Here is a 21607-nt window from a genome sequence, read left to right as displayed (position 1 = left end):
GTCAGATCAGAATCACCGCCCACACCAGCGTGATCATGGTCAAGGCCACGAATTGCGCGGCGCTGCCCATGTCCTTGGCGTTTTTCGACAGTGGGTGGCGGTCCAGGGAGATGCGGTCGATGGCCGCCTCCACTGCTGAATTGAGCAATTCGACGATCAGGGCCAACAGGCACACGGCAATCAGCAATGCGCGTTCGACGCGGCTGACCTGCAGGAAAAAACTCAACGGAATCAGGATGACGTTCAGCAGCACCAACTGACGGAACGCCGCCTCGCCGGTGAAAGCCGCGCGCAGGCCATCCAGGGAATAGCCCCCTGCGTTGAAAATACGTTTGATACCGGTTTGACCCTTGAAAGGCGACATAGATGTAGGCAACTGAACCAAAAGGAGTGGGAAAACTAGAGCACGCAAAGTCAAAAAAGCGTGAATCGGTAACAGCTTAATGCTGCGAAATTGACTCAAGTTGTTGCAGGAGTAACGCCGCCTGGGTGCGCGTGCGTACGCCCAACTTGCGGAAAATAGCGGTGACATGGGCCTTGATCGTCGCTTCCGACACGCTCAGCTCGTAGGCAATCTGCTTGTTCAACAGGCCTTCGCAGACCATGGTCAACACGCGGAACTGCTGAGGCGTCAAGCTGGCCAGGCCATCACGGGCCGCCTTGGCTTCCTCGGACACGTTGATTTCTTCAAATGCTTGCGGTGGCCAGGACACATCACCGTCCAATACCGTGCGCACAGCCTTCTGGATATCTTCCATCGCACTGGACTTGGGAATGAAGCCGCTGGCGCCGAACTCCTTGGAACGCACCACCACGTCAGCCTCTTCCTGCGCCGAGACCATCACCACGGGTATCTGCGGATATTGCCCGCGCAGCAGCACCAGCCCCGAAAAACCGTAGGCGCCGGGCATGTTCAGGTCGAGCAGCACCAGGTCCCAGTCGGATTTTTCGGTCAAGCGGGCTTCCAACTCGGCAATGCTGGCGACTTCGACCAGTCGCACATCCGGGCCAAGGCCCAGGGTTACGGCCTGATGCAACGCACTGCGAAACAGCGGGTGGTCATCGGCTATCAGGATGTCGTATGTGGCCATTGATTAAATGATCCTGTTTTTACGGGAGCCCTGATGGGTTCAGGGTTCACCAGTACACAAGGCAACGGCCAGGCAGCCATCGCCACGGGGCACGCTCAACGTCAAAAACACGCAAAACAACGTCGAAAAACCAAGGTAGCGCCCCAATCGGCGCCCAGCATGCCCAGCGCAGCCTGGGGGGTCAAGCACTACGCCCATGGGGATTTTAGCGGGTTGCGTGATTAAGGTGCCATCATGCAGACGTCGATGGGTCATACCGCCGGGATATAGGGCGCCAAACGTGTGTGGACAATGTCCGTCTCATCCACAGGCAACTGAAACTTGGCGGCCAGGTAGTGCGTGCTGAAAACATCGAGGTAGGCGTCCAGCACTTCGCTGGCGGCCTGATCACCGGCTAACTCCAGGCACAACGCGGCCACCTCGGCGGTGCAGAAATGATCATCACGCTTGGAACGGCGCAACTTGTAACGTGACAACTGCTCCGGCGCCAGGCTCAGCACCGGCAGATGCTCCAGGTACGGGCTCTTGCGAAACATCTTGCGCGCTTCGCTCCACGTGCCGTCCAGCAAGATGAACAGTGGGCGCTTGCCCTCCTCTGCATCCACCACGCTGACCACCCGTTCAGGCGCCACGAATTCCCCGGGAAACACGATGTACGGTTGCCATTGCGGGTCGGCGAGCAGGGTGAGCAGAGCCGGGTCGACCTCGGTCCGCGACCAGGCAAACGCGCTGGTGTCGTCAATGACATCGGCGATCAGCCAGCCGGTGTTGCTGGGTTTCATCGGTTCGACGTCGTGCATCAACAGGCACATCGCCGATTTGGCCTGAACCGTTGGTCGCCACGCGCACAGGCAGTATTCGGGAATCACTCGGCAGCCGGTGCACCGCTCGGCGCGCGATCCCCGATTCAGGAACGGCCTGACGGCCCGGGCCAGGCGCTGGGTGCGCAAGCGGGAGACAGCGTGGCTCATTGGATACGCCACAGAAACGGGTCAATCGACACGGGATAACTCGAAAGCAATTGGAGTGGGCGCAGTTTACCAGCGATACGCCTGGCTGTAGTGGCCGGCGCTCACCTATAATTGCGCGCCACTGAACGCACAGCGCAGTGGCTGGTCTATGCACCAGTAACCGAATCAGGAGAATTTGATGCTGCGTTCCATGCTGCGCCTCGTTGCCCCATCCGTCGCTATTGCGCTGGCCTTGCCCATGGGCGCCCACGCGGCCTCGCTGCTGGAGGCTCAAATGAACCGTAAGCTGCAAAGCGTCGCGACCGAAAGCAACAAGGACCTGCCCCGGGAAATCGATGAGAAAACCCTGGAAGTGGCCTACACCGTTGAAGGTATGCAACTGATCGATCATCTCAGCGTGCAGCCAGACCGCGCCGAGCAGATGCGCGCCAACCCCAAGGCCGTGTATTTCCAATTGGGCCGCAGTGTCTGCACCAACCCAGGCTACCGCGAGCTGATGGCGAAGGGCGCGGTCATGCGCTACGAAATCACCGAGAACAAGACCAACCGTCCTGTCGCATCGGTCAAGTTCGCCGAAGCCGACTGCCCGGCTCCGTCCAAGAAGAAAAAGTAACCCTGCCTTGCATCTTGCGCGTTGCTGCCCGGTGACGCGCCACTCCCCCGCTCCAGCGCCCGCCTGCAGCTGAACGCCGTGATCAATCACCAATAAGCGGTTGCCAGCCAAGGGTTTTCCAGCCCATGATCAGCTCATCCCATGCGCCCGCCAGAGCAGTCTTCCCTGCTGTTCTGTAATACTTTCAGGGCAAAAGAGGCCTGCCCTCCTGCGGCAAGCAACGACACATGCAGTGTCGTGCCCCCCTGACGACACGCGTCGGCTGGCCAGGCCCTGTGAAGAAGGAGAAAGTTGAATGCCTTATGAATCGAATGCCTCCCTGCTCGATCTTTTTGAACACAACGGTACCGACCTCACGCAGCAGGTTGACGCGCAGCTCCAGCTGGTCGCGCCAAACAGCCCGAACATTCCCCTTTATCGCGATATGATTCTCACGGTCCTGCGCATGGCGCAGGACGACCGTGACCGCTGGAATGCCAAGATCACCCTGCGTGCGATCCGTGAGCTGGACCATGCTTTCCGCGTGCTCGAACAATTCAAGGGACGACGCAAGGTGACGGTGTTCGGTTCCGCACGCACGCCGATAGAAAGTCCCCTGTATGCATTGGCTCGAGAGGTCGGCGCGGCATTGGCACGTTCCGACCTGATGGTCATCACCGGCGGCGGTGGCGGCATCATGGCTGCGGCGCATGAAGGCGCGGGCCTGGAGCACAGCCTGGGGTTCAACATCACCCTGCCGTTTGAACAGCATGCCAACCCGACCATCGACGGCACCGACAACCTGCTGTCCTTCCACTTTTTCTTTACCCGCAAACTGTTCTTCGTCAAGGAAGCCGACGCACTGATTCTGTGCCCGGGTGGTTTTGGCACCCTGGACGAAGCCCTGGAAGTGCTGACCCTGATCCAGACCGGTAAAAGCCCGCTGGTACCCGTGGTGCTGCTGGACGCTCCAGGCGGCGGGTTCTGGCAAGGCGCCCTGGACTTTATCCGCAGCCAGTTGGAGGCTAACCGCTACATCCTGCCGACCGACCTCAAGCTCATACGCGTGGTCTACAGCGCAGAAGAAGCCGTGGACGAGATCAACCGGTTTTATGCCAACTTCCATTCAACCCGCTGGCTCAAGCGTGAATTCGTGGTGCGTATGAACCATCCGCTCAGTGATCAAGCCCTGGCCCATTTGCAGGATGAGTTTGCCAGCCTTCGACTGAGCGGAGAATTCCAGCAGCTTGCCTACACAGGCCAAGAGCACGACGACCCCAGGTTCAGTCATTTGACGCGGCTGGTCTTCAACTTCAATGGCCGAGACCAGGGGCGTTTGCGCGAGTTGGTCGACTACATCAACTTGCCGGAAAATTGGGTGCAGCCTCAGGGTGAAGTGCAACAGCGAGGGATGCCACAGCCTGCGTGATTTTTTGCAGGCGAAAAAAAAGGCCCACTATTTTCATAGTGGGCCTTGATCGTTCCCACGCTCTGCGTGGGAATGCCATTCGGGACGCTCTGCGTCCTGCTTTCAGCGAAAAATCAGGCACCTGCGCAATGGTGACGCGGAGCGTCACGGGATGCATTTCCACGCGGAGCGTGGGAACGATCAGTCAGGCTTTCGTTTTGCGCTCAGTCGTCCATATCACGGCCGCTTAACAAGCGACTGATCATATCCATCGAAAACCCGCGATAACTCAGGAAACGCCCCTGTTTCGCACGCTCCCTGGCGTCAATCGGCAGATGCCCAGCAAACTTGCGCCGCCAAGTCTCTTCCAACTGCGACTGCCAACTGATACCGCACTCGCGCAAAGCAAGGTCGATATCGGCACGTTGCAGGCCACGCTGGCTCAACTCTTCGCGAATCCGCGCTGGGCCATAACCGGACCGCGCGCGGTAGGACACAAAGCTTTCGAGGTATCGGGACTCCGACAACAGCCCCTCTTCCGTCAACCGGTCGAGGGCCGTTTCGATCATTTCAGGCTCTGCGCCGCGCTGACGCAATTTACGCGTCAGCTCGACTCGACCATGCTCGCGGCGAGCAAGCAGGTCCATTGCAGTGCGCCGAACGGCGACGAGTGTATCCAGTACAACAGTCATCGTTTGCTTCAGATGTCAGTGTCGGCTTCTTCCATCTCGTCAACCGGCTCGCGGTTGGCGGCGGCCTTGACGTCCGGTGCTGGGGTGAGCAGCTTGTCGCGAATCTGCTTCTCAAGCGTGGCAGCGATATCCGGGTTGTCTGCCAGGAACTTGGCCGAGTTGGCCTTACCCTGACCGATCTTGCTGCCGTTGTAGGCATACCAGGCACCGGACTTCTCGACAAAACCGTGCAGCACACCCAAGTCGATCATCTCGCCATTCAGGTAGATGCCTTTGCCATAAAGAATCTGGAACTCTGCCTGACGGAAAGGCGGGGCCACCTTGTTCTTCACGACTTTAACGCGGGTTTCGCTACCGACAACCTCGTCACCTTCCTTCACCGCACCGGTACGACGGATATCCAGACGGACCGAAGCGTAGAACTTCAGCGCGTTACCACCGGTGGTGGTTTCCGGGCTGCCGAACATCACACCGATTTTCATACGGATCTGGTTGATGAAGATCACCAGGCAGTTGGCGTTCTTGATGTTGCCGGTGATTTTACGCAGCGCCTGGGACATCAGACGGGCTTGCAGGCCCACGTGCATGTCGCCCATTTCGCCTTCGATTTCTGCCTTCGGTACCAGCGCTGCCACGGAGTCGACCACGATCACGTCGATGGCGTTGGAACGCACCAGCATGTCGGTGATTTCCAGGGCTTGCTCACCGGTGTCCGGCTGCGAAACCAGCAGGTCGTCAACGTTGACGCCCAGTTTGCCGGCGTATTCAGGATCCAGGGCGTGCTCGGCGTCGACGAACGCGCACGTGGCGCCCATTTTCTGAGCCTGGGCAATCACCGACAGGGTCAGGGTGGTTTTACCGGAAGATTCAGGACCGTAGATCTCAACGATACGGCCTTTTGGCAGGCCGCCAATGCCGAGCGCGATATCCAGACCCAGAGAGCCAGTGGAAATAGCCGGGATCGCCTGACGGTCGTGATCGCCCATACGCATTACGGCACCCTTGCCGAATTGACGTTCGATCTGACCCAGGGCCGCAGCCAAGGCTTTCTTCTTGTTGTCGTCCATTAAAGTCCTCACGTAATCAATAAGGCCTGACGGCCAACACCTGTATAAGTAGACAGTATTGTTCCACAAAGATCGAAGATCGCCTACCCCTGATTGTCTATTTCTGCTGCAGCTCGTCGCAACAAGCCTTCGAGCGCGGCCTTTACCGTTTGTCGACGGACCTCGTCGCGGTTGCCGGGAAAGTGCGCACGTTCGGCCGTGACCTCATCGCCCACGCCAAACGCCAGCCATACCGTGCCCACCGGCTTGTCCGGCGAACCGCCGTCCGGGCCCGCCACGCCGCTGACCGCCACGGCAAAGCGCGCCAGGCTTTTTTCCTGCGCCCCTCGCGCCATGGCTTCCACCACTTCCTGGCTGACGGCGCCGACTTTGGCAAACAGCTTTTCCGACACATTCAGTTGCCGGGTCTTCTGGCGGTTGGAATAGGTGACATAGCCCGCCTCGAACCATGCCGAACTGCCCGGAATCCGCGTAATGGCTTCGGCAATACCGCCGCCGGTGCAGGACTCGGCGGTGGTGACATGGGCATTGAGCACCTGCAAACGGCGCCCCAGTTCAGCAGCCAGTTGAGTGATTTCCTTCACGGTCGTCTCCAGGATTGGGCGGGGGTTCGCCTACCCTACAGCAGCCCATCGGCCATGCAAGTTGCAGAGTGCATCAAAAGACTAACGCGTGACGGCTCGCACATAGGCCTGACAGGCACCCAAGGCGATCAAGGCGTTATCGCCGTCGTCGGTGATGCGGATAATTCGTTGAGCATGCGCCGGGTCAAGTCGGGCGCGTGGGGCTGCATGAACCACGCCGCCGGGGGTGGTGGCGGCTGGCACTGGCGTGCAGCCGGCGGTATCGGTGGCGTCGAGAAGGACTGACAGCCGCACATCAGCAGTGGCCAGGCGGTCGCGCAGAGCAGCTTGGTGACGTTGGGCATCGCTCAACTCCTGAGTGTGTTGTTGGTCGCTGGCAGCGAGTTGGCGCTCCAGGGCCAGGCGCTTTTGTTGTTCTGCCTGTTGCTGTTCGAACGCGGCCTGCTGTTGCTGGCTGAGCGCCAGCGCCTGCCCGGCCGCCTGACGCTCCAGCTGCGCGCCATAGCGCCAGGCCTGTACTTGCCACACCAGTGCAAGCAGCAGGCAAACGCCGACCCAACGCAACGTGCCTAGCCAACGCATAGCACCGCCTTCGCCCTCTCCCACAATTGCACGCGCGCCTGCAGGCCGTTAAGGCCGCCGTTGATACGCCGGGTAATGGTGGTGAATTGATCTTTATCCGCCAGCTCGTTGAGGCCGTTGCTGTGCCAGAACCAGGCGGCGGACTCACACGCCCACTGCGGTTGTTCCAGCAATTGCGGTTGTTGCAACAGGCGCTCATCGCCAAACAGTGCCTGGCTGCATGCCAGGTAGTTGCGCCGCCCCGTGACCTGGATCAGCCCCCTGCCCCGGTATTTCTGGCCATCGCCATCCGCCTCGGGGGTATTGCCCAGGCGGGTGGCCAGGGTGCCGGTGTCGTACTTGCTGAGGTATTGATCGCTGCCCAGTTCGCGTACGTAGCGCAGTTCGGCGGATTCGTGACCGATTTGGGCGAGGAAGGCGGCAATGCGCCTGGCACTGTTGAGCTCGTACCGTACGAAAGCTGCATTTAACGGGGACAAAAAAATGCCCGCTCGAAGGCGGGCTCCCGGCATCACATCAAGAAGCTGGGTAAGGGTAATCTGCATGGGATCTACTCTGAAAAAATGTCTACACCGACAAACCACTGGCCTGGATCGTGCTTCGGTAGCCGCCGGTGCGTTTACCGCTGGCCGTCACCGTCTTGATCGACCAGCGTCCCTGCATGAAGCCCGGCCACGACTCGTCCAGCAGCAGCAAGCCCTCAGCGGCCAGCGACGGGTTACCGGGGCACACCACATCGATCTGCAGTACTTCTCGGCCCACACGGCGCATCTCGCCCTGCGCCGCCGAGCGCGCTTCGTCCTCGCTTGGATAACGCTGCGCCACCACCTTGAACGGTGCGATCCCCAGCTCTACCACCTGCTTTTTGCCGCCCGCCGCATCCCACCAGGACGTCTGCACGCCTTTATATTTGGCGCGACTGGTTTCGGTAAGGGTGGCGCTGATGAAGGCGTGGTCGCCCGGGTGATTGTCACGGGTGACGGACAAGCGCACATCCGGCAGCGCCTTGCCCGACAAGGACTTGATCTGACCTTTGCGCCCGAGCACATAGAGCGCGTCCACAGGCTTGGCCACTGCATCGAAGCGTTTGGCCAGCCGGGTCAGAAATGCCATGTCACTTTCGTGGGTCTGGTCGATATGCGCGATCCGCTCGCCATCGAGCTCAGGCGCCACACGCGGGGAAAACCCGTAGCGACTGGTCAATTGACGAAACAGTGCGCCCAGGGTTGTCGGCCCATGGCTGGCGGTGCGGCGCTGTTTGAACCCATGCTCATCGAACGGCGCCGCCGTGGCCACCAGCACCAGGCGCATCGGGAACAGCGACGGCTTACGCTGAGTGATCTTGAACATGCCCTTATCCAGCAGGCCGGACTCCAGATAACCGACGCGCAAGCCGACTTTCCCGCCCAGATCGGGCAGGCCTTCAAGGCCCTCGATGTCGAGAGTCAACTTGAGTTGGTCGGACACAAATCCCGCCGTGTCAATATGCTCCCACTCCAATAGCCGCTCGTTGAACAAGGCGGCATTGGCGCCGTAAAGCTCCACCACCGGTGTGAATCCAAGTGCCATGATCGCTCCTTAATCCCAGGCTGAAACCGGCCGACTCGCGACAGGTTTTGCATCCAGTTCGGGCACCAGCACACTGACGCCGGCCGGCAATATTGCGCCCTTCTCCGCCAGCTCCGGATTCAAGCGCCACAGCGCCTCCTCCGCAGCATCATCACAGCGGCCGAGCTCTCGGTAGAGCAGCAGGTTTACCGAATCGCCCGCAATACTTCGCACTCTACGCATTGACGAACTCCTCCAATACCAGCAACCAGGTAATCGCCATGGCGGTGCCGTCGTCGATGACGCTGGTTTGTTTTTCGCTGATCGACTTGATGGTCCACAACCCCCAGTTGCGCCCCAGGCCGTCCACCAGAGGCAACGGCACGCGCAGGTCCTGCAGGGCCCGCAGTTCATCCAGGCGTTGCATGCCATTGGCCCGCGCGGCCTTGCCGCCCACTGCCAATGTTTCGAGACCCTGCCCCACCTGGCTGGATTTGGGTTTGCCGGCGATGATGTCCAGGCTGACCCACCCACCACTGCTGCCACGATCGAGGCTGTCGTAGGCGAACCCGCGGGACAGCCCGAAAATAAATGTGCCCAACACCATCTGTTGTCGCATCACACAGCTCCATCGGTCAGTGCTGCGCCACGTCGCGTCGCCAGCAGGTTGTCCATCGACAGCGGCGTAAATTGCGCTTCGATCTGTTGCACCACGAGTGTCGCCAATTGCTGATAGCTGGCTTGTTCCGGCGCGTTGATAGTGATTTGCGGGGCAAAATTGATTTGACGGTTATCGGCTTGGGGGTTGTTGAGGTTGTGGCTGACATCCGTGGGAGACGGCAAGCGATCCCCGGAACCCATTACTTTCTCGGCAAGCCATGCCCCCACGTCACTGCCGACAAACGTACCGACGGCGCCGCCCACCACGTTGCCGATCGCGCCACCGGCGACGCCGCCCATGACCCCGCCCAGCACCGTACCGGCACCCGGCACCACCGAACCGATCACCGCTCCGGCAAGCGTGCCGACCGCTCGGCCAATCGCCATGCCGGCGAACTCACCGGCAACGCCACCGGCGACGGCGCCGCCTACCGAACCCACGCTGGAGCCCAGCGCTTGACCCGGATTCCCCGTCAGCGCGCCCTGTGTGACATCAACTCCGGCCTGTGCCAGCACCAACCCCAACGAAGCCTGTCTGGCGACTTTGCCGGCCTTCTCCGTTTTGCTTGGCCGGTCAGGACCGGACGCCGAACCCGGCGTGGGTTTACCTGTAGGGGTGTCGTCACTCCGGGTGTGCTGCGGGCGGGCGGAAGGGTCAGCGGCAGGCCCTTCGCGGAGAATTTTCCCCGCGACCTTTTCAAACACCTTGTCCTTCACGGCATCGAACACGCCGGAAAGCACAGCCCCCAGTGCAGCCCCTGCCACCGTGACGGCGGCGGTGGTGTGAGGCAGCGCTTCAGCCAAGCCACTCACGCCGTTGACCAAACCGGTCATCGCTGTCAGCGAGGTATCCACGGCGGGCGCCAGGGCCACATCGGAGGCAGTTTGCAAGCGCGTGGTACTGGCCTCATAGGCCTGCCGTCGAGCCTGGGAGGAATCGGCGCGAATCGCTGCAACGCGCTGAACAGAGCCTTGATCGCCTAACGCCGAGGTGGCGTAGGTGGACGTTTCGGCCACCTGCGAAAAGGCGTGTTTAACGCTGTCAATAATCGGCACCAGGCTCAGAATCGACTGGTTACCGTCGAACAGTTGCGCCGCCAGCGCCGCCTGCTTTTCAGCCGGTTGTGACTTGAGGGCCTCCAGCACGGTAACCAGGGTCTGCGGGGCATCCTGTTTCATGCCACCGGCCAGCTCTTTGGGATCAAGCTTGAGCGCTGCCCAGGCACTGCGCTGCGCGGGAGAAGCGCTGTCGCCTTTGGCCAGGGCGAGACTGATTTTTTCCAGCCCGAGCTCCGCAGCACCTTTGCTGTTACCGGCACTCAACAACACCGCCGAAAGCGCTGCCGCCTGCTCGGGAAGCATGCCCGCAGTCGTTGCGGCGGCGCCGCGACGTTGCACGATCGCTGCAATGTCCGCTGACTCGGCCTTGAGCGAGACATCGTTGCCCAGCACATTTGTCGCGTCAGCCAAATCCAGCGCTTGGGCGCGGTCAAGGTGCATAGACTCACGCCATCCGCCGATGAGTTCGCCGGCATGCTTCACATCGATTTTGAACGCCGTCGCCATGATCGCGGCGTCGCGGGCGAATTGCTGCAAGTCTGCCTGGCGCCCGGCTTGGTCGATATTGCCTGACGCGTCAACTCGCTCGCTGCCGATACCCGACTTGGCCGCAACGTACTCGACCTTCGCCAGGTCCACCGCGCTCGCGCCGCTGGCCGCCACCATGGGCTCGGTCGCCATGGCGAGGTTGGCTTCGCGCATTGACTTGCGCTCACGCCCGACGAAGTGCAGCAGTTGGTCCAGGTCGGTCATCGCGGCATCCAGTGCCTGCGATGGCGTACCCGCAGGCGCCGCCGTGCGGGTGCTCGTATCGCCCGTGCCCGCCGCCTCGATGGCGTCGGCTTGCCGGGCGTCCATCATCTTGAGCAATGAGGCGTTGAACAGCTCAAGCGTGTCCACAAGCCGCGCCTGACCTTCAGCCAAATGGTTGATCTGCAGGCTGGCATCGGCCAATGCCAACACCAGGTTCGCGGCACCTCCCGGCACCGCCTCAGCCGGACTCGCCAGGGTTTGCGCGATGGGGTTGAGGCTGGCCTGTGCGCCGGCCATTTCGGGTGAGCGCTGAATCATCACGCCGTCCCTGGCGATGGCTGACTCAGCGCCTTTATTACTGTCTGCCATCCCGCTCTACTCCTGTTTAACGCCAAGGCGATTGATCGCGATGTCGTAGCGGCGCAATGCCTTGCCGGCGTCCCAGTCGAGGATTTCCGCTTCGGTTACTGAGTAAACCAGCGGTACTACATCGAGGATCACTTCGATGTCGCGTTCCGAAAGAAGTCCGCCGGTTTGTTTAAAAAATCGTCGATGCGCCCCTGCAGTTCGGTCCAGTCGGGCACGGTCAAGCCGGCGAGATCGGGAATCATCAGGCCGGCGCAATGGGCGGTGATGAACTCGGCACGTTCTTTGTTGGTGGGCAGTTTTTTCATCACTTTGGTGGCGCGCAGGGCGGGCATTTCCAGGGTGACGTGGGTGAGCGTGCGACCGCTTGCCTGAAGGGGAAGCAGCAGCGCGACCTGCTCGCTGGTCAGCGATTGGCGCGGCACATCGGCCTGATCGAGAAAAAACGATGCAGGCTGGGTCGACATCTCGTGTACGTATTGCGCAATGCTGACGTAGTCCGGGCGCTTGAGTTGGTCGAGTTCTTTTTCCGACAGGCCGGTGGCGAGCTTGGCCAGTTCGAAAAACTGCTCATCTTCATCGTCGCCAGCGCGCGCCAGGGCTTCTTTCTGTGGCGCGTAGAACAAGGGTTTGAGTTGAATCTGCTCGATCACGGCACCGGTGTCGGCGGTGATCGGGGAGAGCAGGACGTGTAGCGCAGGCATCCAGGCCATGGGGTGATTCCTTGATCAGGTATGGGGGCGAGCGAACCCGCCCCCGGGGGGTTACGGCATCAGCACGGCGCGGCGGGCGTCGCCGAGAATGTCGACGCCGTTGAGCACGAACTTCTGGGTACGCACGTCGATATCGATCACCGAAATGCCGTTTTCCAGACGGTTATAGGTACGGCAGGACAGTTCCAGGGTGGTGACGGGCTTGGCATTCATCGTCAGCGCGGTTTCGGTCAGCGACTTCAACTTGCCGCCCACGGTGTGGTAGGTGAAGTAGGTCTTGCCATCCTGATCCTGCCCGGCTTCGCGCACGTTCAACAGGATGTCATCGCCCCGCGTGACGCCAAGCGCCAGCAACACTTCTGCACCCACCCCTTGCAGTACCAGGGTTGCGCCCATCACCTTGGCGCTTTTGGCCACCTCCTCGGCGATGAAGCGCCCGCCAGTCATCGGGTCCATTTCGAACTCGATCTTCGGCGGCGTAAAGGAATCGACCGTGGCCGACAACGGCAGGCCTTGGAGGGTGGCCGCAATGGCCTGTCTGACTCGGTTGGTAAACATTAGAGAACGTCCTCCAGGAACTGCTCGATGATTTCATCGCGGGCGTTGAGTTGATAAACCATGTGTTCGTTCGGCGCGTAGCGGCCGTAGTCGATGACGATGAACCAGGTGCCGTTCTTGTACTTCTCGACGCTGTTCAACTCCGGGTGCAGGTAGACGCTGCCGCCAGGGATGGTTTCGTCGGCCACCAGGGTTTGCAGCCAGTCGTTGATGCGCTTGACCTCCTGGTCCATGAAGGATTTGGTGAGGTTCTTGGCCATGGCCTTCTGGCCGGCCTTGACCAGCTTGCGGCTGATGGCGTCTTCCAGGCCGACGTAGCTGATGAATTTGCCGGTGATGGAACGGTTGCCCAGCAGCGAGAAACCGCCGAGCACCGTGCGGGCGTAGTAGCTCACGCCATAACGGTTGAGCAGGTCGCCTTCGGTGGAGGTGTCGAGGATGTTGTACTCGACGACGCGGGAAACGTCTTCGGCGAAGGTCACCTGATTACCCGGGCTTTCCCACTGCTTGACCTTGGCCAGCGCAGCGATGGCCAACGAGGACGGCGACAGGAACACGTTCTTTTTCGCAGCCTTGGAATACACCGACGGCATGTTGTGCACCAGCAGGCAACGGTCGAAGCCCAGGTCTGCACCGCCCAGTTCGCCGCTGTAGGTCACTTGGTCGGCGACCGAAGCGTCCTTGCCATCGAGTACCACACGGGCCTTGATGCGCTTGCCGAAGGAGGCGAACTCGCCGGCCACGGCCTTGGTGCCGGTGAAGCCCGGGGCACCGATGATGGTCAGGTCTTCAGGCACGCTGCTCAGGGCAGCCAGGCCGAGTTTGCGACCGGTGACCGGGTCGTTGCCGCCGATCACATTGTTGAGCGTGTCGGCCGGGGTGGCGCCTTCTTCGACAATCACCACGTAGACCGGCACCTTGACCACTTTGAGGATCTGGTACACCGCCTGGAACAAGGTGCCCGACTCGCTACCAGTCGGGTCGAGCAGCGCCTGGGTGGTGAAGCTGTTGATACGAAACGGCGCGTTTTTCGGGATCGATGCATGGGCATTGGGGGCAGTGCCCACCAGGCCGATGACATTATCGCCCAGGCCACCCATGGCCTCGGGCGACTCGGTGGCATTGACGGTGATGCCGTTGTGCTCGAAGTTCAAAACCTCAGCCATGATTATTCAGCCTTCTTGAGGGTGGAGTTGAGGACGCTGGTCAGTTCCAGACGGCCGGCGGTGCGCAGGGCGGATGCTTCGACGTCCAGCAATTCAAGCTCCTCGCCAGCGGTGGACCAATGGCCGTTACCGATGGGAAAAGGGATGAGGACGGTGTAGGTTTGGCGCGTGGGCATGGGTAGAATTCTCCGGGTGAGAAATGCCAAAGCCCCTGCGGGAGGGGCTTTGGGGAGGCGAAAAAAAACCGCTTTCGCGGTGGGGGTTACTTAAGGAACGTAGGTTTTTCAGGCCAGACTAAGGCCTCGGGATCTGCGCCCTGATCCGGGATATCACGTAACCCTTGACGGTAAGCCACAAATGCTGGGCGATCCTTGTCCGCAATTGGATAATCAGGCATAGCCGCGTAGTCACTGGATGACAGGTCAGCATCACGCGCGGCGCGAATCAGTTTCCATTTAATCAATGGGTGAATTTCAGGAAGTACAAATTCTGGTTTCATCAATATTTCTCCTTAACCCAGACCCAATAGGGTTCCCCATTCGGTGGGGCGAGTGACAACGCCTGTACAGGCGCCGGCAAGCATCACTTCAACCGTCCCCGTTGCAGAACCGCGGACAGGGTGAACGTGCATGTAATTAGCGAAGAAGTTGTCAGGCATGTGAAGCACGGAGCACCAGCGCCATTTGCCCTTCGTATTACCAGTGGCCCACGCCCCCTCAATGGTGCCTTCATTGACCCGAACAAAAGCGCCCATCGTCATGCAGTTATTCAACGGCACAGGAGTCGTTCCGCTCAAGCGCCCCGTATCGATCGATGTGGGAAACGCCAGCCAAGTCATGGATTTGTTTTCGGACCACTTCATTTGCCAAACATTAACCTGATTTCGCCAGTAACCTGCCGCCCTTATATCAAACCCGGGAAACTGCTCGCGCACATCAGCCTCCACTTGGCGCATAAACTCAACGTCAGCGTCCGGCCGCCCAGCAGATTGAGCCTGCTGTGTAATAGTCCGTACTTTGGTGGCGGTGACTTCGCTATGCACATACCAGCCATCAATCAGTTTGCCAGTGGTATCGGGCTCCATATGAAAGTTTTTCGTCACGGCAAGACGAGGCAAGCGGCTATTCAAACTGGATAGCTGCTCATCATATTTCGCCCTTGCGTCCGTTAGCGCCTTATCAATTTCGCCAATCTTCCCTGTCACGACGTTGGTTAGCGCATTCGCTGCGCTAACCACGGCCGCCAGTTGCTGTTCAGTACTCAATGTTTGAACTCCTTGTAGTGCATTGAACGGTTGGCTGACTCTCTTCAATCAAGCCAAGTTTGAAGGTAATTAAACAACCACTAATCGACCTGGGTCTCCGCCTCCAGATTCATAACCCGAAGGAGTATGGCGATATCTCTGGACATACTGTCGATGCTGGCAGCCGACAACGAAGCCAACTCTTCAGTTAGCAGAATATTGAGACTCTCAGTCCCCACGACTACCGTCACGCTATCCGCCGGCAACGGCGAAATATCCAGCGTGAACTTCTGCAGTACCCGAGCCGCCGCCGCTTTATACGTCAGCAACTTCCCCGCTACGGAATACACCGCCAGCAAGGTCCCACTGGCGAGGTAAAAGCCGAACTCGCCAATTTCATACTCATCGTCGCCGTCAAACAGCGCGGCCATCCTGAGTTGGCGCTCACCCAGGTCTTCGTAATCCACAATGGCGACCCGTTGGCGCTCATCGCGCAAGGCCACTTCCGTGCCATCGGGGTTGTAGCGGCCGGTACCGGCGCCGATGTGGGTGATTTCGCCTTTGAGGCCCTGGTTCCTGGCCTGCAGCACTTCATCCAAACCCTTGGAAGTGAAGCGCACCAGGCGCGTGATTTCATCTGTCATGGCTGCGCCCTGAGGTCGTAGTCGTTAATGGTGTAGTGCTGGGCAACCCCGGCACTGTTTAGCCGAGCAACCAGCGAAAATTCCGGCAGCGCGCCATCTAAATAGAACTCTCCGTCGCTTAAAGGGGCGTCAAGCACTTGCGTGAACGCAAGCTGACCTTCGGTTTCATGCACGATCGTAATCGTGGCCTGATCCCGCTCGCTTTTGGCCGCGTTGACACGGCGGATCAGCCGGTTGTGGTCGCCACTGGACCAACTGCGCCCAATGATCGCCTGCACGTCAAAGGTGTACGGCATACCGGTTGGCCGCTGCTGATACCAGGCGCTGATGTTGGGAGTAAACCCCAGTGACTCCACCGCATGGCTCAAGGCCTTGGGTGTGCCGGCCTGGCGCTGGATCTGCCAGGACAAGGCCACGGTCAGGCGCTTTTCCGATTCGCTGGCTTGGGCATCCCATTCGCTGACACCTCGGTCGGCGGCCAGGTAAGGCAGAAATTCGCTGGGGGTTTGCAGCGGGTTCATCAACGCTGGAAACGGCGGTGCGACCCGGTCAAGCAGCTTGCCGAACCCTGCATCCAGCGCCTTTTCCAGCGGTGAACTGTTGGCCGGCAATAAACTCGCTTTGGGTTCACTCATAGCGTGCGCACCTCCACCTCGACACCCGTGCAATACGGGGCCTGGAACGCGCTGCTGACAATCGGCGCCAGCGGTTCCAGGATTTGCAGTTGCGCCGCCCCTGCACTGTGAATGGCGTAGTCGATCCAACTCGGGTCGACGCGCCCTTCCAGGCGATGGCAGGAATCAGCGTAAGTCTGCAGCAGTTGCTGCGCCGCCATTTGGGTCAAACCCGAGTCTGGCCCGGCGTTGATCCTGGCGATGACGCGAATCTTGTAGGGTTGAATCTGTGCGCCCTGGACGGTGACGAGATCGGTTTCCGGGCGTACATCAGGCCGTGCGAAATGTCGGCGCACACCGTCAAGCAATTCGGCGGATGGGGTACCGTCGCCGTCACGCGACAGCACGGTGACCATCACTTCGCCGGGCGCGATGCGTCGGCCGTTACCGTCCTTGACCTGGGCCGCATAGCCGTCCGGATCGAAGGTGTAGTTGACGGTCACCACGCCCGGCGATGCGCTCTGGACCTTGACCGCCGGCCGCTCGCCGAGGGTGAACACTTCGCGGCGGTACTGCATCCGCGAACCCGCCGCCGGAGCATGGGGTGCCAGGTAGTAGCGCAGGCGGGCATCGTCGTCGCTTTCAAGGATCGGCGGCACCGGCGGGAAAGCCGCAGGGTCACCGGGGTCGAGTACCTGGCGTTCCAGGCCCATATCCGCCAGCCGTGCATCCAGGTTACTGCCGGTGGCCCACCACGCCAGCATCTGCTTGATGCGTGCATTGTATTTGCGCTCATGGGTTTGCAGGCGCACGCAGAAAGCTTCCAGCGCCAGGGTCAGCAGCTCGCTTTCGTTGTCGAGGCTGACCTTGAGTTTGGCCGCGCTCTGCGGCGCACTCGCTGCAACGTAGTCGACCACAAAGGCCTTGAACTCGGCCAACAAGGGTTCGAACTCGTCAACCGCGATAATCGCCGGCTCGGCCAGTTGGTTCTGGCCAGGGATCAGCATGCTCATGTCACGACCTCAAAGGTTTGTTGGCGGTTTTTCCAGGTGCCGGCAAAGCGCAGCAGCAGGCCGGCGCCCTGGCGGGTGGCGACGATGACCTGGGGCTGAAAGTCACCGATGCCGTTCTGAGCGTTGTAGAACGCCTGGGCGGCATGGCTCTGGGCGAGCAGCAGCAGGTCGTCGCCCAGGTTCTGCCCGAGCAACTGCGGGATCAGCGAGCCATACAGCGGACGCTTCTGCCGTGTGCCAATGGGCGTGGTCAGCGCTCGGGTGGCGCGCTGGACGAATTGCAGCCAGTCATCGACGGCCGCCCCGGTGTTGCGATCGATGCCAATCATGGAGTGTCCTTGTCAGGGGCTGATGACCCGACCTTGGTGGTCTATCACCGGGCCGCTGAAGTGAGCACCGCCGGCATCCAGCAACAGTGCGGTGCCGCCGATTTGCAGGGTTATGCCCTGCGGGTTGAGGGTCAGGCTGGCGGCGCCGACCTTGAGGTCGACCTGTTCGCGAGAACCGGTGACCATCGTCGGACCGTTGGCCCAGTTGAAGGTGTGGCTGGCGTCGTCGTAATCGCTTTGGGTACCGTCTTGATGGCGCCGTCGGGTCACCGAGGGAACCGTCGAGACTGGCGGAAAGAGACTACTGTTGAGGCCGAAAAGAGCCACGGACTGCGCCCCCCCTTCCCCACCGCCGTAGTTGAGCAACAGACATTGCTCGCCTACGGACGGAATACGGGTTTCGGTTTGCGCACCGGCGCTGGGGTTGAAAAAGCGGATGGCCGGCGTGAGCAACTCACCGTGGCTGACCCGGCAGGTATTGCTGGCGGCGTCGACCTGTTGGCAAACGCCAATCCGGCAGAAGCTTTCAGCGCGGCGGTACAAGTCCTCCAGCTGAGCCTCCATCTCCGCCAGCCGCTCGACGATTGGCCCCAGTTGCATGCGTAACAGCGCGTCGAACATGGGCTACTCCGCCAGTGGTCTGTATTGATCGGGGTCATCGATGTTCAAGACGTCCCAGGTGCAGGCAAATAGCGCTTGGCCCGTAGGATCGTTGAGTAATTCGGGCCCGAGATAGAGGGTTTGAGTGAAGGAAACAGTCCAGGTGTCGTAGTCCGTCGCTACGGTGGAAACCATAGAAGGAGCGGCGACCATATTCGTCGGCAAATCGCACTGGGACTGAGGCAGGTTCCAACGGTTGTCCAGCACCAGGTCCATCAGTTGGCTGGCCAGGTCACAGGCATCGAACGGCAATGCGCCGGGGGCAACCATGGCTCTGAGCGAAATGGCCAGGACATGGGCTTTGCGCCCTTCGCGGGAGCGAATGCCCGGACCGTTGCCTTCAACCGTGATCATGACGCCGGTATTCTCCAGGTCACTCTGGAAGTCCCGGTGGCTGCCGACCTTGAGGTCCGGGTAGGCCGCATGCAGCGCCGCGCCGATAGCCTGGGGTAGTTGGGATGGCTTTTCGATAAGGGTCATTTGGGTAGCGTCCTTGCGGTTACTGCGGGTCCTGACGAGACCCTTCATTGATCCCGATGCGCTTGGCTGCCCAGCGCTCATACAGGCCGATGGCCACGTCGGCGCCGGCCATGGCGGTCAGGCAACCAATGGCGCCGGCAGTCCAGATCGACATACCGGCGGCATAACACAGCATCAGGGCCGAAACCCCGCAGACCATGCACGCGCCGGACCTGAGCGCCAGGCGGCGGATCAACGACCAGCCGCGGGCGCCCTCCTTGTCGGCGCGCCACATCTCTCCGGAAACGCCGCCGACCAAGGCCAATATGATCACCAGCCAGATAGGCATTTCCGCTAACGCTTGTTGTTCGTTTGTCATGTCACGCCTCCTGGCTGAGCACTGAATAGTCCGTTTTTCAATTACACACACTTCGATAGGTAGGCATTCCAAAAAGCCCGGTAGCCCGGGCTTTTCAGTAATGATGTCCTCGGACTTTCGGCGCTACTGGCGCGGTACGGTCCTTTCCTGAATGTTTTTCCGACCACGATCCCTGTCTGCCGGATAACTGCTTCTGGTGCTTTACGCTGCACACCCGGGTCAGTTGCCAACCCTCTGAACCGTTAAGGCCGGTTCATCGCTGCCTGTTTTTGAAGCTGGGTGAAACTAAAGAGCGTCGGCATCCTTGCCGGTGTTGCCTGGCATCCCTGCCACCGCTTCGATGGCGTCCTTGCCGATGTTGCGTGCCTTCCTTGTCTTCCTTGGCGGCATCCTTGCCGCCTCCACCAGGCCTTGTTGGCTGGCTTGAGATGAATAATATGCATGTATGCATATACAGTCAATGCATCAATGCATTTATTTTTCCAGCGAACATGCATTGGCGCATTAAAAGCCTTATGTGCTCGGGGTTTGGAGGTGTTCTGCAGGCGAAAAAAAACCCGCTCATGGGCGGGTTTCGTCTTACGCGATGAGGTTAGCGGGCGTACATCCCCCACCAGAAAACATGACCGAGGATGCTGATCTGCTCATCCTGAATATCCTGGAAGCTATAGTCTTCATCCGGATGCTCATCACGGTTGAAGCTGCGCAGGCGAATCCCGGAAGGCAGACGGTAGAGCTGTTTCACCCGGAGCTGGCCATTATGATTGATGGCATACAGGTCACCATCGACGATGTCGCCAATCCCGCTCTTGCCGGCATTGACCCCCACCGTCGCGCCATCGCGCAGCACCGGCAACATACTGTTGCCGCGCACCGTCACGCATTTGGCCTGATCGAACTGCACGCCGTTATGCCGAAGGCTGCGCTTTCCAAAGCGCAGGCTGGCTTTCTCACTTTCCTCGATGACGAATCTTCCTGATCCAGCAGCCAATTCAACCTCGCGCAGAAAGGGGATCGACACCTCGTCATCATTAACGGGCGTGTCGTCGTCCCACAGGCTTATGTCCTTGAGCTCCGAATGCATCGGGTCGCGCCCATCATCTCGCAAAGCACCCATACCGGCACCGGCGCGCCCACGCAGGTGATCGGTGCTGACGCGGAAATACTCGGCGATGCGAGAGATGTGTTTGTCCGACGGGTCAACGATCTTGCCGCTGAGGATCCGGGACAGTGTGGATTGAGGCACACCGGTGCGTCGGTGAAGCTCCGTGGGGGAGATCCGATCGCGATCCAGCAGCTCTTTCAAGACGATAGAAACGTTGCGTTTTTGCATAACGCGGATATTGACGGGAGTCTTGAAGGTTGGCAAATGCTAATTTGCATATTTATGCATTAAACACACAATTTTGTTTAGATTGAAACAAAATACTGTATATGCAAACAGTTAATTGCTTTCTATCATTCAGAACCGCTTGATATCGCCGCAGGGTAGCCTGATGCCACACCGAGCGGATGGACAGGCGCCCTTGCTTATCGACAATTCAGGGCCTATGTATAAAACTCTGGAACAACATGGCCAGCAACGACGGAGGTGCTCATGGCTTATTCAGCGCTAGCTGTCGCTAACGCCTTCATTGAACGCGCGAAGGAAGGCAAGCTTTCGGGCCTGACGCCCATGAAGCTGCAAAAACTGCTGTTCTACACGCAGTCCTGGCATCTGCGTGAACGGGATCAGCCGCTCATGGATGACCACTTCGCCCGCTGGCAATATGGCCCGGTCATCCCGTCGCTGTACCATGAGTTGAAATCCTACGGCAGCCGTCCGGTCACCTCGCTGCTCAGCAATTTGAAGCCGGACGACGAAGACATCATCTTCGTAACACCGAGGATTCCCGACAGTGACACCTATGCCCACCGCCTGATTGATCGGATCATCAGCAAATACGGCAAATGGTCAGGCACCCAACTGTCCAACCTTTCCCACGAGAACGGCACAGCCTGGGCCCTCAAGGGCGCCGACGGTTCCGCCATCGACTGGCAAGACATGGCAGCACTCATTCATCCCAAGAGTCGCATCCGTGAGTGAAGAACTCGACAGTCTGGAACTCACCCTACCCCCCGAGGCAGGACCTGACCAGGACTCACAAGCCGGTGGCGAGCAAGCCATAGGCACCGATGATGAAAGAAACCAGAACCTCAAAGACCAGAAGGCCGAACGGCAACTGCGCAAGAAATATGCGGGGCGTGCGTTCTGGTTTGCTGCCTGCGGAGTGATCTTCTGGGCGGTACTGCTGGTGTGGAATGGGTGGTCGACGTATTACTCGGGTAAGGCGCCGTTCTCGGATAACGTGCTGATTGCCATCACCACGGCGACTTCAATCAATTTGTTTGCGGCGTTTCTTGGGGTGATCAGAGGGTTGTTTCCGGCAAGTGGGCGTAGATCCAGATAGCCTGTT

At 59.9% G+C, this 21607-nt stretch carries 31 protein-coding genes; 4 read left to right on the top strand and 27 right to left on the bottom strand.

From position 1 onward, the window contains the following. Position 1 precedes the first annotated feature (1 nt). The 3 genes from BFP93_RS03330 to BFP93_RS03320 all read right to left on the bottom strand — a co-directional run bounded on the left by BFP93_RS03330 (position 2) and on the right by BFP93_RS03320 (position 2062). Positions 2 to 364 carry a diacylglycerol kinase gene (locus tag BFP93_RS03330; protein ID WP_003189051.1) on the bottom strand — a complete coding sequence of 121 codons (363 nt, stop codon included), beginning with the start codon at positions 362 to 364 and terminating at the stop codon, positions 2 to 4. A 76-nt stretch (positions 365 to 440) separates the two neighbouring features. Continuing rightward, positions 441 to 1091 (bottom strand): response regulator transcription factor ErdR, encoded by a 651-nt coding sequence (erdR, locus tag BFP93_RS03325; protein ID WP_065891931.1) that lies wholly within the window; start codon positions 1089 to 1091, stop codon positions 441 to 443. Between the two features lie 251 nt (positions 1092 to 1342). After that, complete coding sequence (locus BFP93_RS03320; RefSeq protein WP_065891930.1) at positions 1343 to 2062, bottom strand: tRNA-uridine aminocarboxypropyltransferase; 720 nt, start codon at positions 2060 to 2062, stop codon at positions 1343 to 1345. 178 nt (positions 2063 to 2240) lie between these two features. Between BFP93_RS03320 and BFP93_RS03315 the strand changes: the two genes are divergently transcribed. Then, positions 2241 to 2675: a PA3611 family quorum-sensing-regulated virulence factor gene (locus BFP93_RS03315; RefSeq protein WP_065886032.1), complete on the top strand. Its 435-nt coding sequence runs from the start codon at positions 2241 to 2243 to the stop codon at positions 2673 to 2675. A gap of 295 nt (positions 2676 to 2970) precedes the next feature. Then, complete coding sequence (locus BFP93_RS03310) at positions 2971 to 4083, top strand: LOG family protein (RefSeq protein ID WP_065891929.1); 1113 nt, start codon at positions 2971 to 2973, stop codon at positions 4081 to 4083. Between the two features lie 203 nt (positions 4084 to 4286). On the opposite strand, the gene recX is transcribed toward BFP93_RS03310, so the two are convergent. The 24 genes from recX to BFP93_RS03200 all read right to left on the bottom strand — a co-directional run bounded on the left by recX (position 4287) and on the right by BFP93_RS03200 (position 20493). Beyond that, entirely contained in the window at positions 4287 to 4754 is a 468-nt protein-coding gene (gene recX / locus BFP93_RS03305; protein ID WP_065886030.1) for a recombination regulator RecX, read from the bottom strand. Between the two features lie 8 nt (positions 4755 to 4762). Then, positions 4763 to 5821: a recombinase RecA gene (recA, locus tag BFP93_RS03300; RefSeq protein WP_005785454.1), complete on the bottom strand. Its 1059-nt coding sequence runs from the start codon at positions 5819 to 5821 to the stop codon at positions 4763 to 4765. A gap of 83 nt (positions 5822 to 5904) precedes the next feature. Further along, on the bottom strand, positions 5905 to 6405 hold the full coding sequence (locus BFP93_RS03295) for a CinA family protein (protein WP_065891928.1): 501 nt from the start codon (positions 6403 to 6405) through the stop codon (positions 5905 to 5907). 81 nt (positions 6406 to 6486) lie between these two features. Continuing rightward, positions 6487 to 6987 (bottom strand): lysis system i-spanin subunit Rz, encoded by a 501-nt coding sequence (locus tag BFP93_RS03290; RefSeq protein WP_065891927.1) that lies wholly within the window; start codon positions 6985 to 6987, stop codon positions 6487 to 6489. Then, positions 6975 to 7532 carry a glycoside hydrolase family 19 protein gene (locus BFP93_RS03285; RefSeq protein ID WP_065886027.1) on the bottom strand — a complete coding sequence of 186 codons (558 nt, stop codon included), beginning with the start codon at positions 7530 to 7532 and terminating at the stop codon, positions 6975 to 6977. The genes BFP93_RS03290 and BFP93_RS03285 overlap by 13 nt, the downstream gene beginning before the upstream one ends. A 22-nt stretch (positions 7533 to 7554) precedes the next feature. Then, positions 7555 to 8556, bottom strand: coding sequence for a contractile injection system protein, VgrG/Pvc8 family (locus BFP93_RS03280; RefSeq protein WP_065891926.1), 1002 nt, complete (start codon positions 8554 to 8556; stop codon positions 7555 to 7557). 9 nt (positions 8557 to 8565) lie between these two features. After that, positions 8566 to 8778: a tail protein X gene (locus BFP93_RS03275; RefSeq protein WP_065886025.1), complete on the bottom strand. Its 213-nt coding sequence runs from the start codon at positions 8776 to 8778 to the stop codon at positions 8566 to 8568. Next, a complete protein-coding gene (locus BFP93_RS03270; RefSeq protein ID WP_065891925.1) occupies positions 8771 to 9154 on the bottom strand; it encodes a phage tail protein in 384 nt (127 codons plus the stop codon). Before BFP93_RS03270 ends, BFP93_RS03275 begins: the two co-directional genes overlap by 8 nt. After that, complete coding sequence (locus tag BFP93_RS03265; protein ID WP_065891924.1) at positions 9154 to 11376, bottom strand: phage tail tape measure protein; 2223 nt, start codon at positions 11374 to 11376, stop codon at positions 9154 to 9156. The genes BFP93_RS03270 and BFP93_RS03265 overlap by 1 nt, the downstream gene beginning before the upstream one ends. 6 nt (positions 11377 to 11382) lie before the next feature. Continuing rightward, positions 11383 to 11508, bottom strand: coding sequence for a hypothetical protein (locus BFP93_RS29085; protein WP_256095160.1), 126 nt, complete (start codon positions 11506 to 11508; stop codon positions 11383 to 11385). Continuing rightward, positions 11505 to 12086 carry a phage tail assembly protein gene (locus BFP93_RS03260; protein WP_065891923.1) on the bottom strand — a complete coding sequence of 194 codons (582 nt, stop codon included), beginning with the start codon at positions 12084 to 12086 and terminating at the stop codon, positions 11505 to 11507. The genes BFP93_RS29085 and BFP93_RS03260 overlap by 4 nt, the downstream gene beginning before the upstream one ends. Positions 12087 to 12137: 51 nt before the next feature. Continuing rightward, positions 12138 to 12644 (bottom strand): phage major tail tube protein, encoded by a 507-nt coding sequence (locus BFP93_RS03255; RefSeq protein WP_065886021.1) that lies wholly within the window; start codon positions 12642 to 12644, stop codon positions 12138 to 12140. Continuing rightward, complete coding sequence (locus BFP93_RS03250; protein ID WP_065891922.1) at positions 12644 to 13810, bottom strand: phage tail protein; 1167 nt, start codon at positions 13808 to 13810, stop codon at positions 12644 to 12646. The genes BFP93_RS03255 and BFP93_RS03250 overlap by 1 nt, the downstream gene beginning before the upstream one ends. A 2-nt stretch (positions 13811 to 13812) precedes the next feature. After that, on the bottom strand, positions 13813 to 13986 hold the full coding sequence (locus tag BFP93_RS28795) for a hypothetical protein (protein WP_176717546.1): 174 nt from the start codon (positions 13984 to 13986) through the stop codon (positions 13813 to 13815). A gap of 86 nt (positions 13987 to 14072) precedes the next feature. After that, positions 14073 to 14309, bottom strand: a complete 237-nt coding sequence (locus BFP93_RS03245) for a tail fiber assembly protein (RefSeq protein WP_065891921.1) — start codon at positions 14307 to 14309, stop codon at positions 14073 to 14075. Between the two features lie 12 nt (positions 14310 to 14321). Then, entirely contained in the window at positions 14322 to 15074 is a 753-nt protein-coding gene (locus BFP93_RS03240) for a hypothetical protein (RefSeq protein ID WP_065886019.1), read from the bottom strand. Between the two features lie 80 nt (positions 15075 to 15154). Continuing rightward, positions 15155 to 15697 carry a phage tail protein gene (locus BFP93_RS03235; RefSeq protein ID WP_065891920.1) on the bottom strand — a complete coding sequence of 181 codons (543 nt, stop codon included), beginning with the start codon at positions 15695 to 15697 and terminating at the stop codon, positions 15155 to 15157. Continuing rightward, on the bottom strand, positions 15694 to 16332 hold the full coding sequence (locus BFP93_RS03230; protein WP_065891919.1) for a phage tail protein I: 639 nt from the start codon (positions 16330 to 16332) through the stop codon (positions 15694 to 15696). The genes BFP93_RS03235 and BFP93_RS03230 overlap by 4 nt, the downstream gene beginning before the upstream one ends. Beyond that, the gene (locus tag BFP93_RS03225; protein ID WP_065891918.1) at positions 16329 to 17324 is read right to left on the bottom strand and encodes a baseplate J/gp47 family protein; all 996 of its coding nucleotides are present in this window, start codon (positions 17322 to 17324) and stop codon (positions 16329 to 16331) included. Before BFP93_RS03225 ends, BFP93_RS03230 begins: the two co-directional genes overlap by 4 nt. Then, positions 17321 to 17653 (bottom strand): phage baseplate protein, encoded by a 333-nt coding sequence (locus BFP93_RS03220; RefSeq protein WP_065886015.1) that lies wholly within the window; start codon positions 17651 to 17653, stop codon positions 17321 to 17323. Before BFP93_RS03220 ends, BFP93_RS03225 begins: the two co-directional genes overlap by 4 nt. Before the next feature lie 12 nt (positions 17654 to 17665). Beyond that, positions 17666 to 18274 (bottom strand): phage baseplate assembly protein V, encoded by a 609-nt coding sequence (locus BFP93_RS03215; RefSeq protein ID WP_065886014.1) that lies wholly within the window; start codon positions 18272 to 18274, stop codon positions 17666 to 17668. 3 nt (positions 18275 to 18277) lie between these two features. Further along, on the bottom strand, positions 18278 to 18793 hold the full coding sequence (locus tag BFP93_RS03210; RefSeq protein ID WP_065891917.1) for a hypothetical protein: 516 nt from the start codon (positions 18791 to 18793) through the stop codon (positions 18278 to 18280). A gap of 19 nt (positions 18794 to 18812) precedes the next feature. Next, on the bottom strand, positions 18813 to 19151 hold the full coding sequence (locus BFP93_RS03205; RefSeq protein WP_065886012.1) for a phage holin family protein: 339 nt from the start codon (positions 19149 to 19151) through the stop codon (positions 18813 to 18815). 592 nt (positions 19152 to 19743) lie between these two features. Then, entirely contained in the window at positions 19744 to 20493 is a 750-nt protein-coding gene (locus BFP93_RS03200) for a LexA family transcriptional regulator (protein WP_170876040.1), read from the bottom strand. A 255-nt stretch (positions 20494 to 20748) separates the two neighbouring features. On the opposite strand from BFP93_RS03200, the gene BFP93_RS03195 reads away from it, so the two are divergent. Both BFP93_RS03195 and BFP93_RS03190 read left to right on the top strand, forming a co-directional pair. After that, complete coding sequence (locus tag BFP93_RS03195) at positions 20749 to 21237, top strand: Panacea domain-containing protein (protein WP_065886011.1); 489 nt, start codon at positions 20749 to 20751, stop codon at positions 21235 to 21237. After that, positions 21230 to 21601, top strand: coding sequence for a hypothetical protein (locus BFP93_RS03190; RefSeq protein ID WP_065886010.1), 372 nt, complete (start codon positions 21230 to 21232; stop codon positions 21599 to 21601). The genes BFP93_RS03195 and BFP93_RS03190 overlap by 8 nt, the downstream gene beginning before the upstream one ends. Positions 21602 to 21607 lie beyond the last annotated feature (6 nt).

This window comes from Pseudomonas sp. 44 R 15 (genome assembly GCF_900004965.1).
In the GTDB taxonomy this organism is placed as follows: domain Bacteria; phylum Pseudomonadota; class Gammaproteobacteria; order Pseudomonadales; family Pseudomonadaceae; genus Aquipseudomonas; species Aquipseudomonas orientalis_A.
This window is presented reverse-complemented; position numbering and strand designations above follow the sequence as displayed.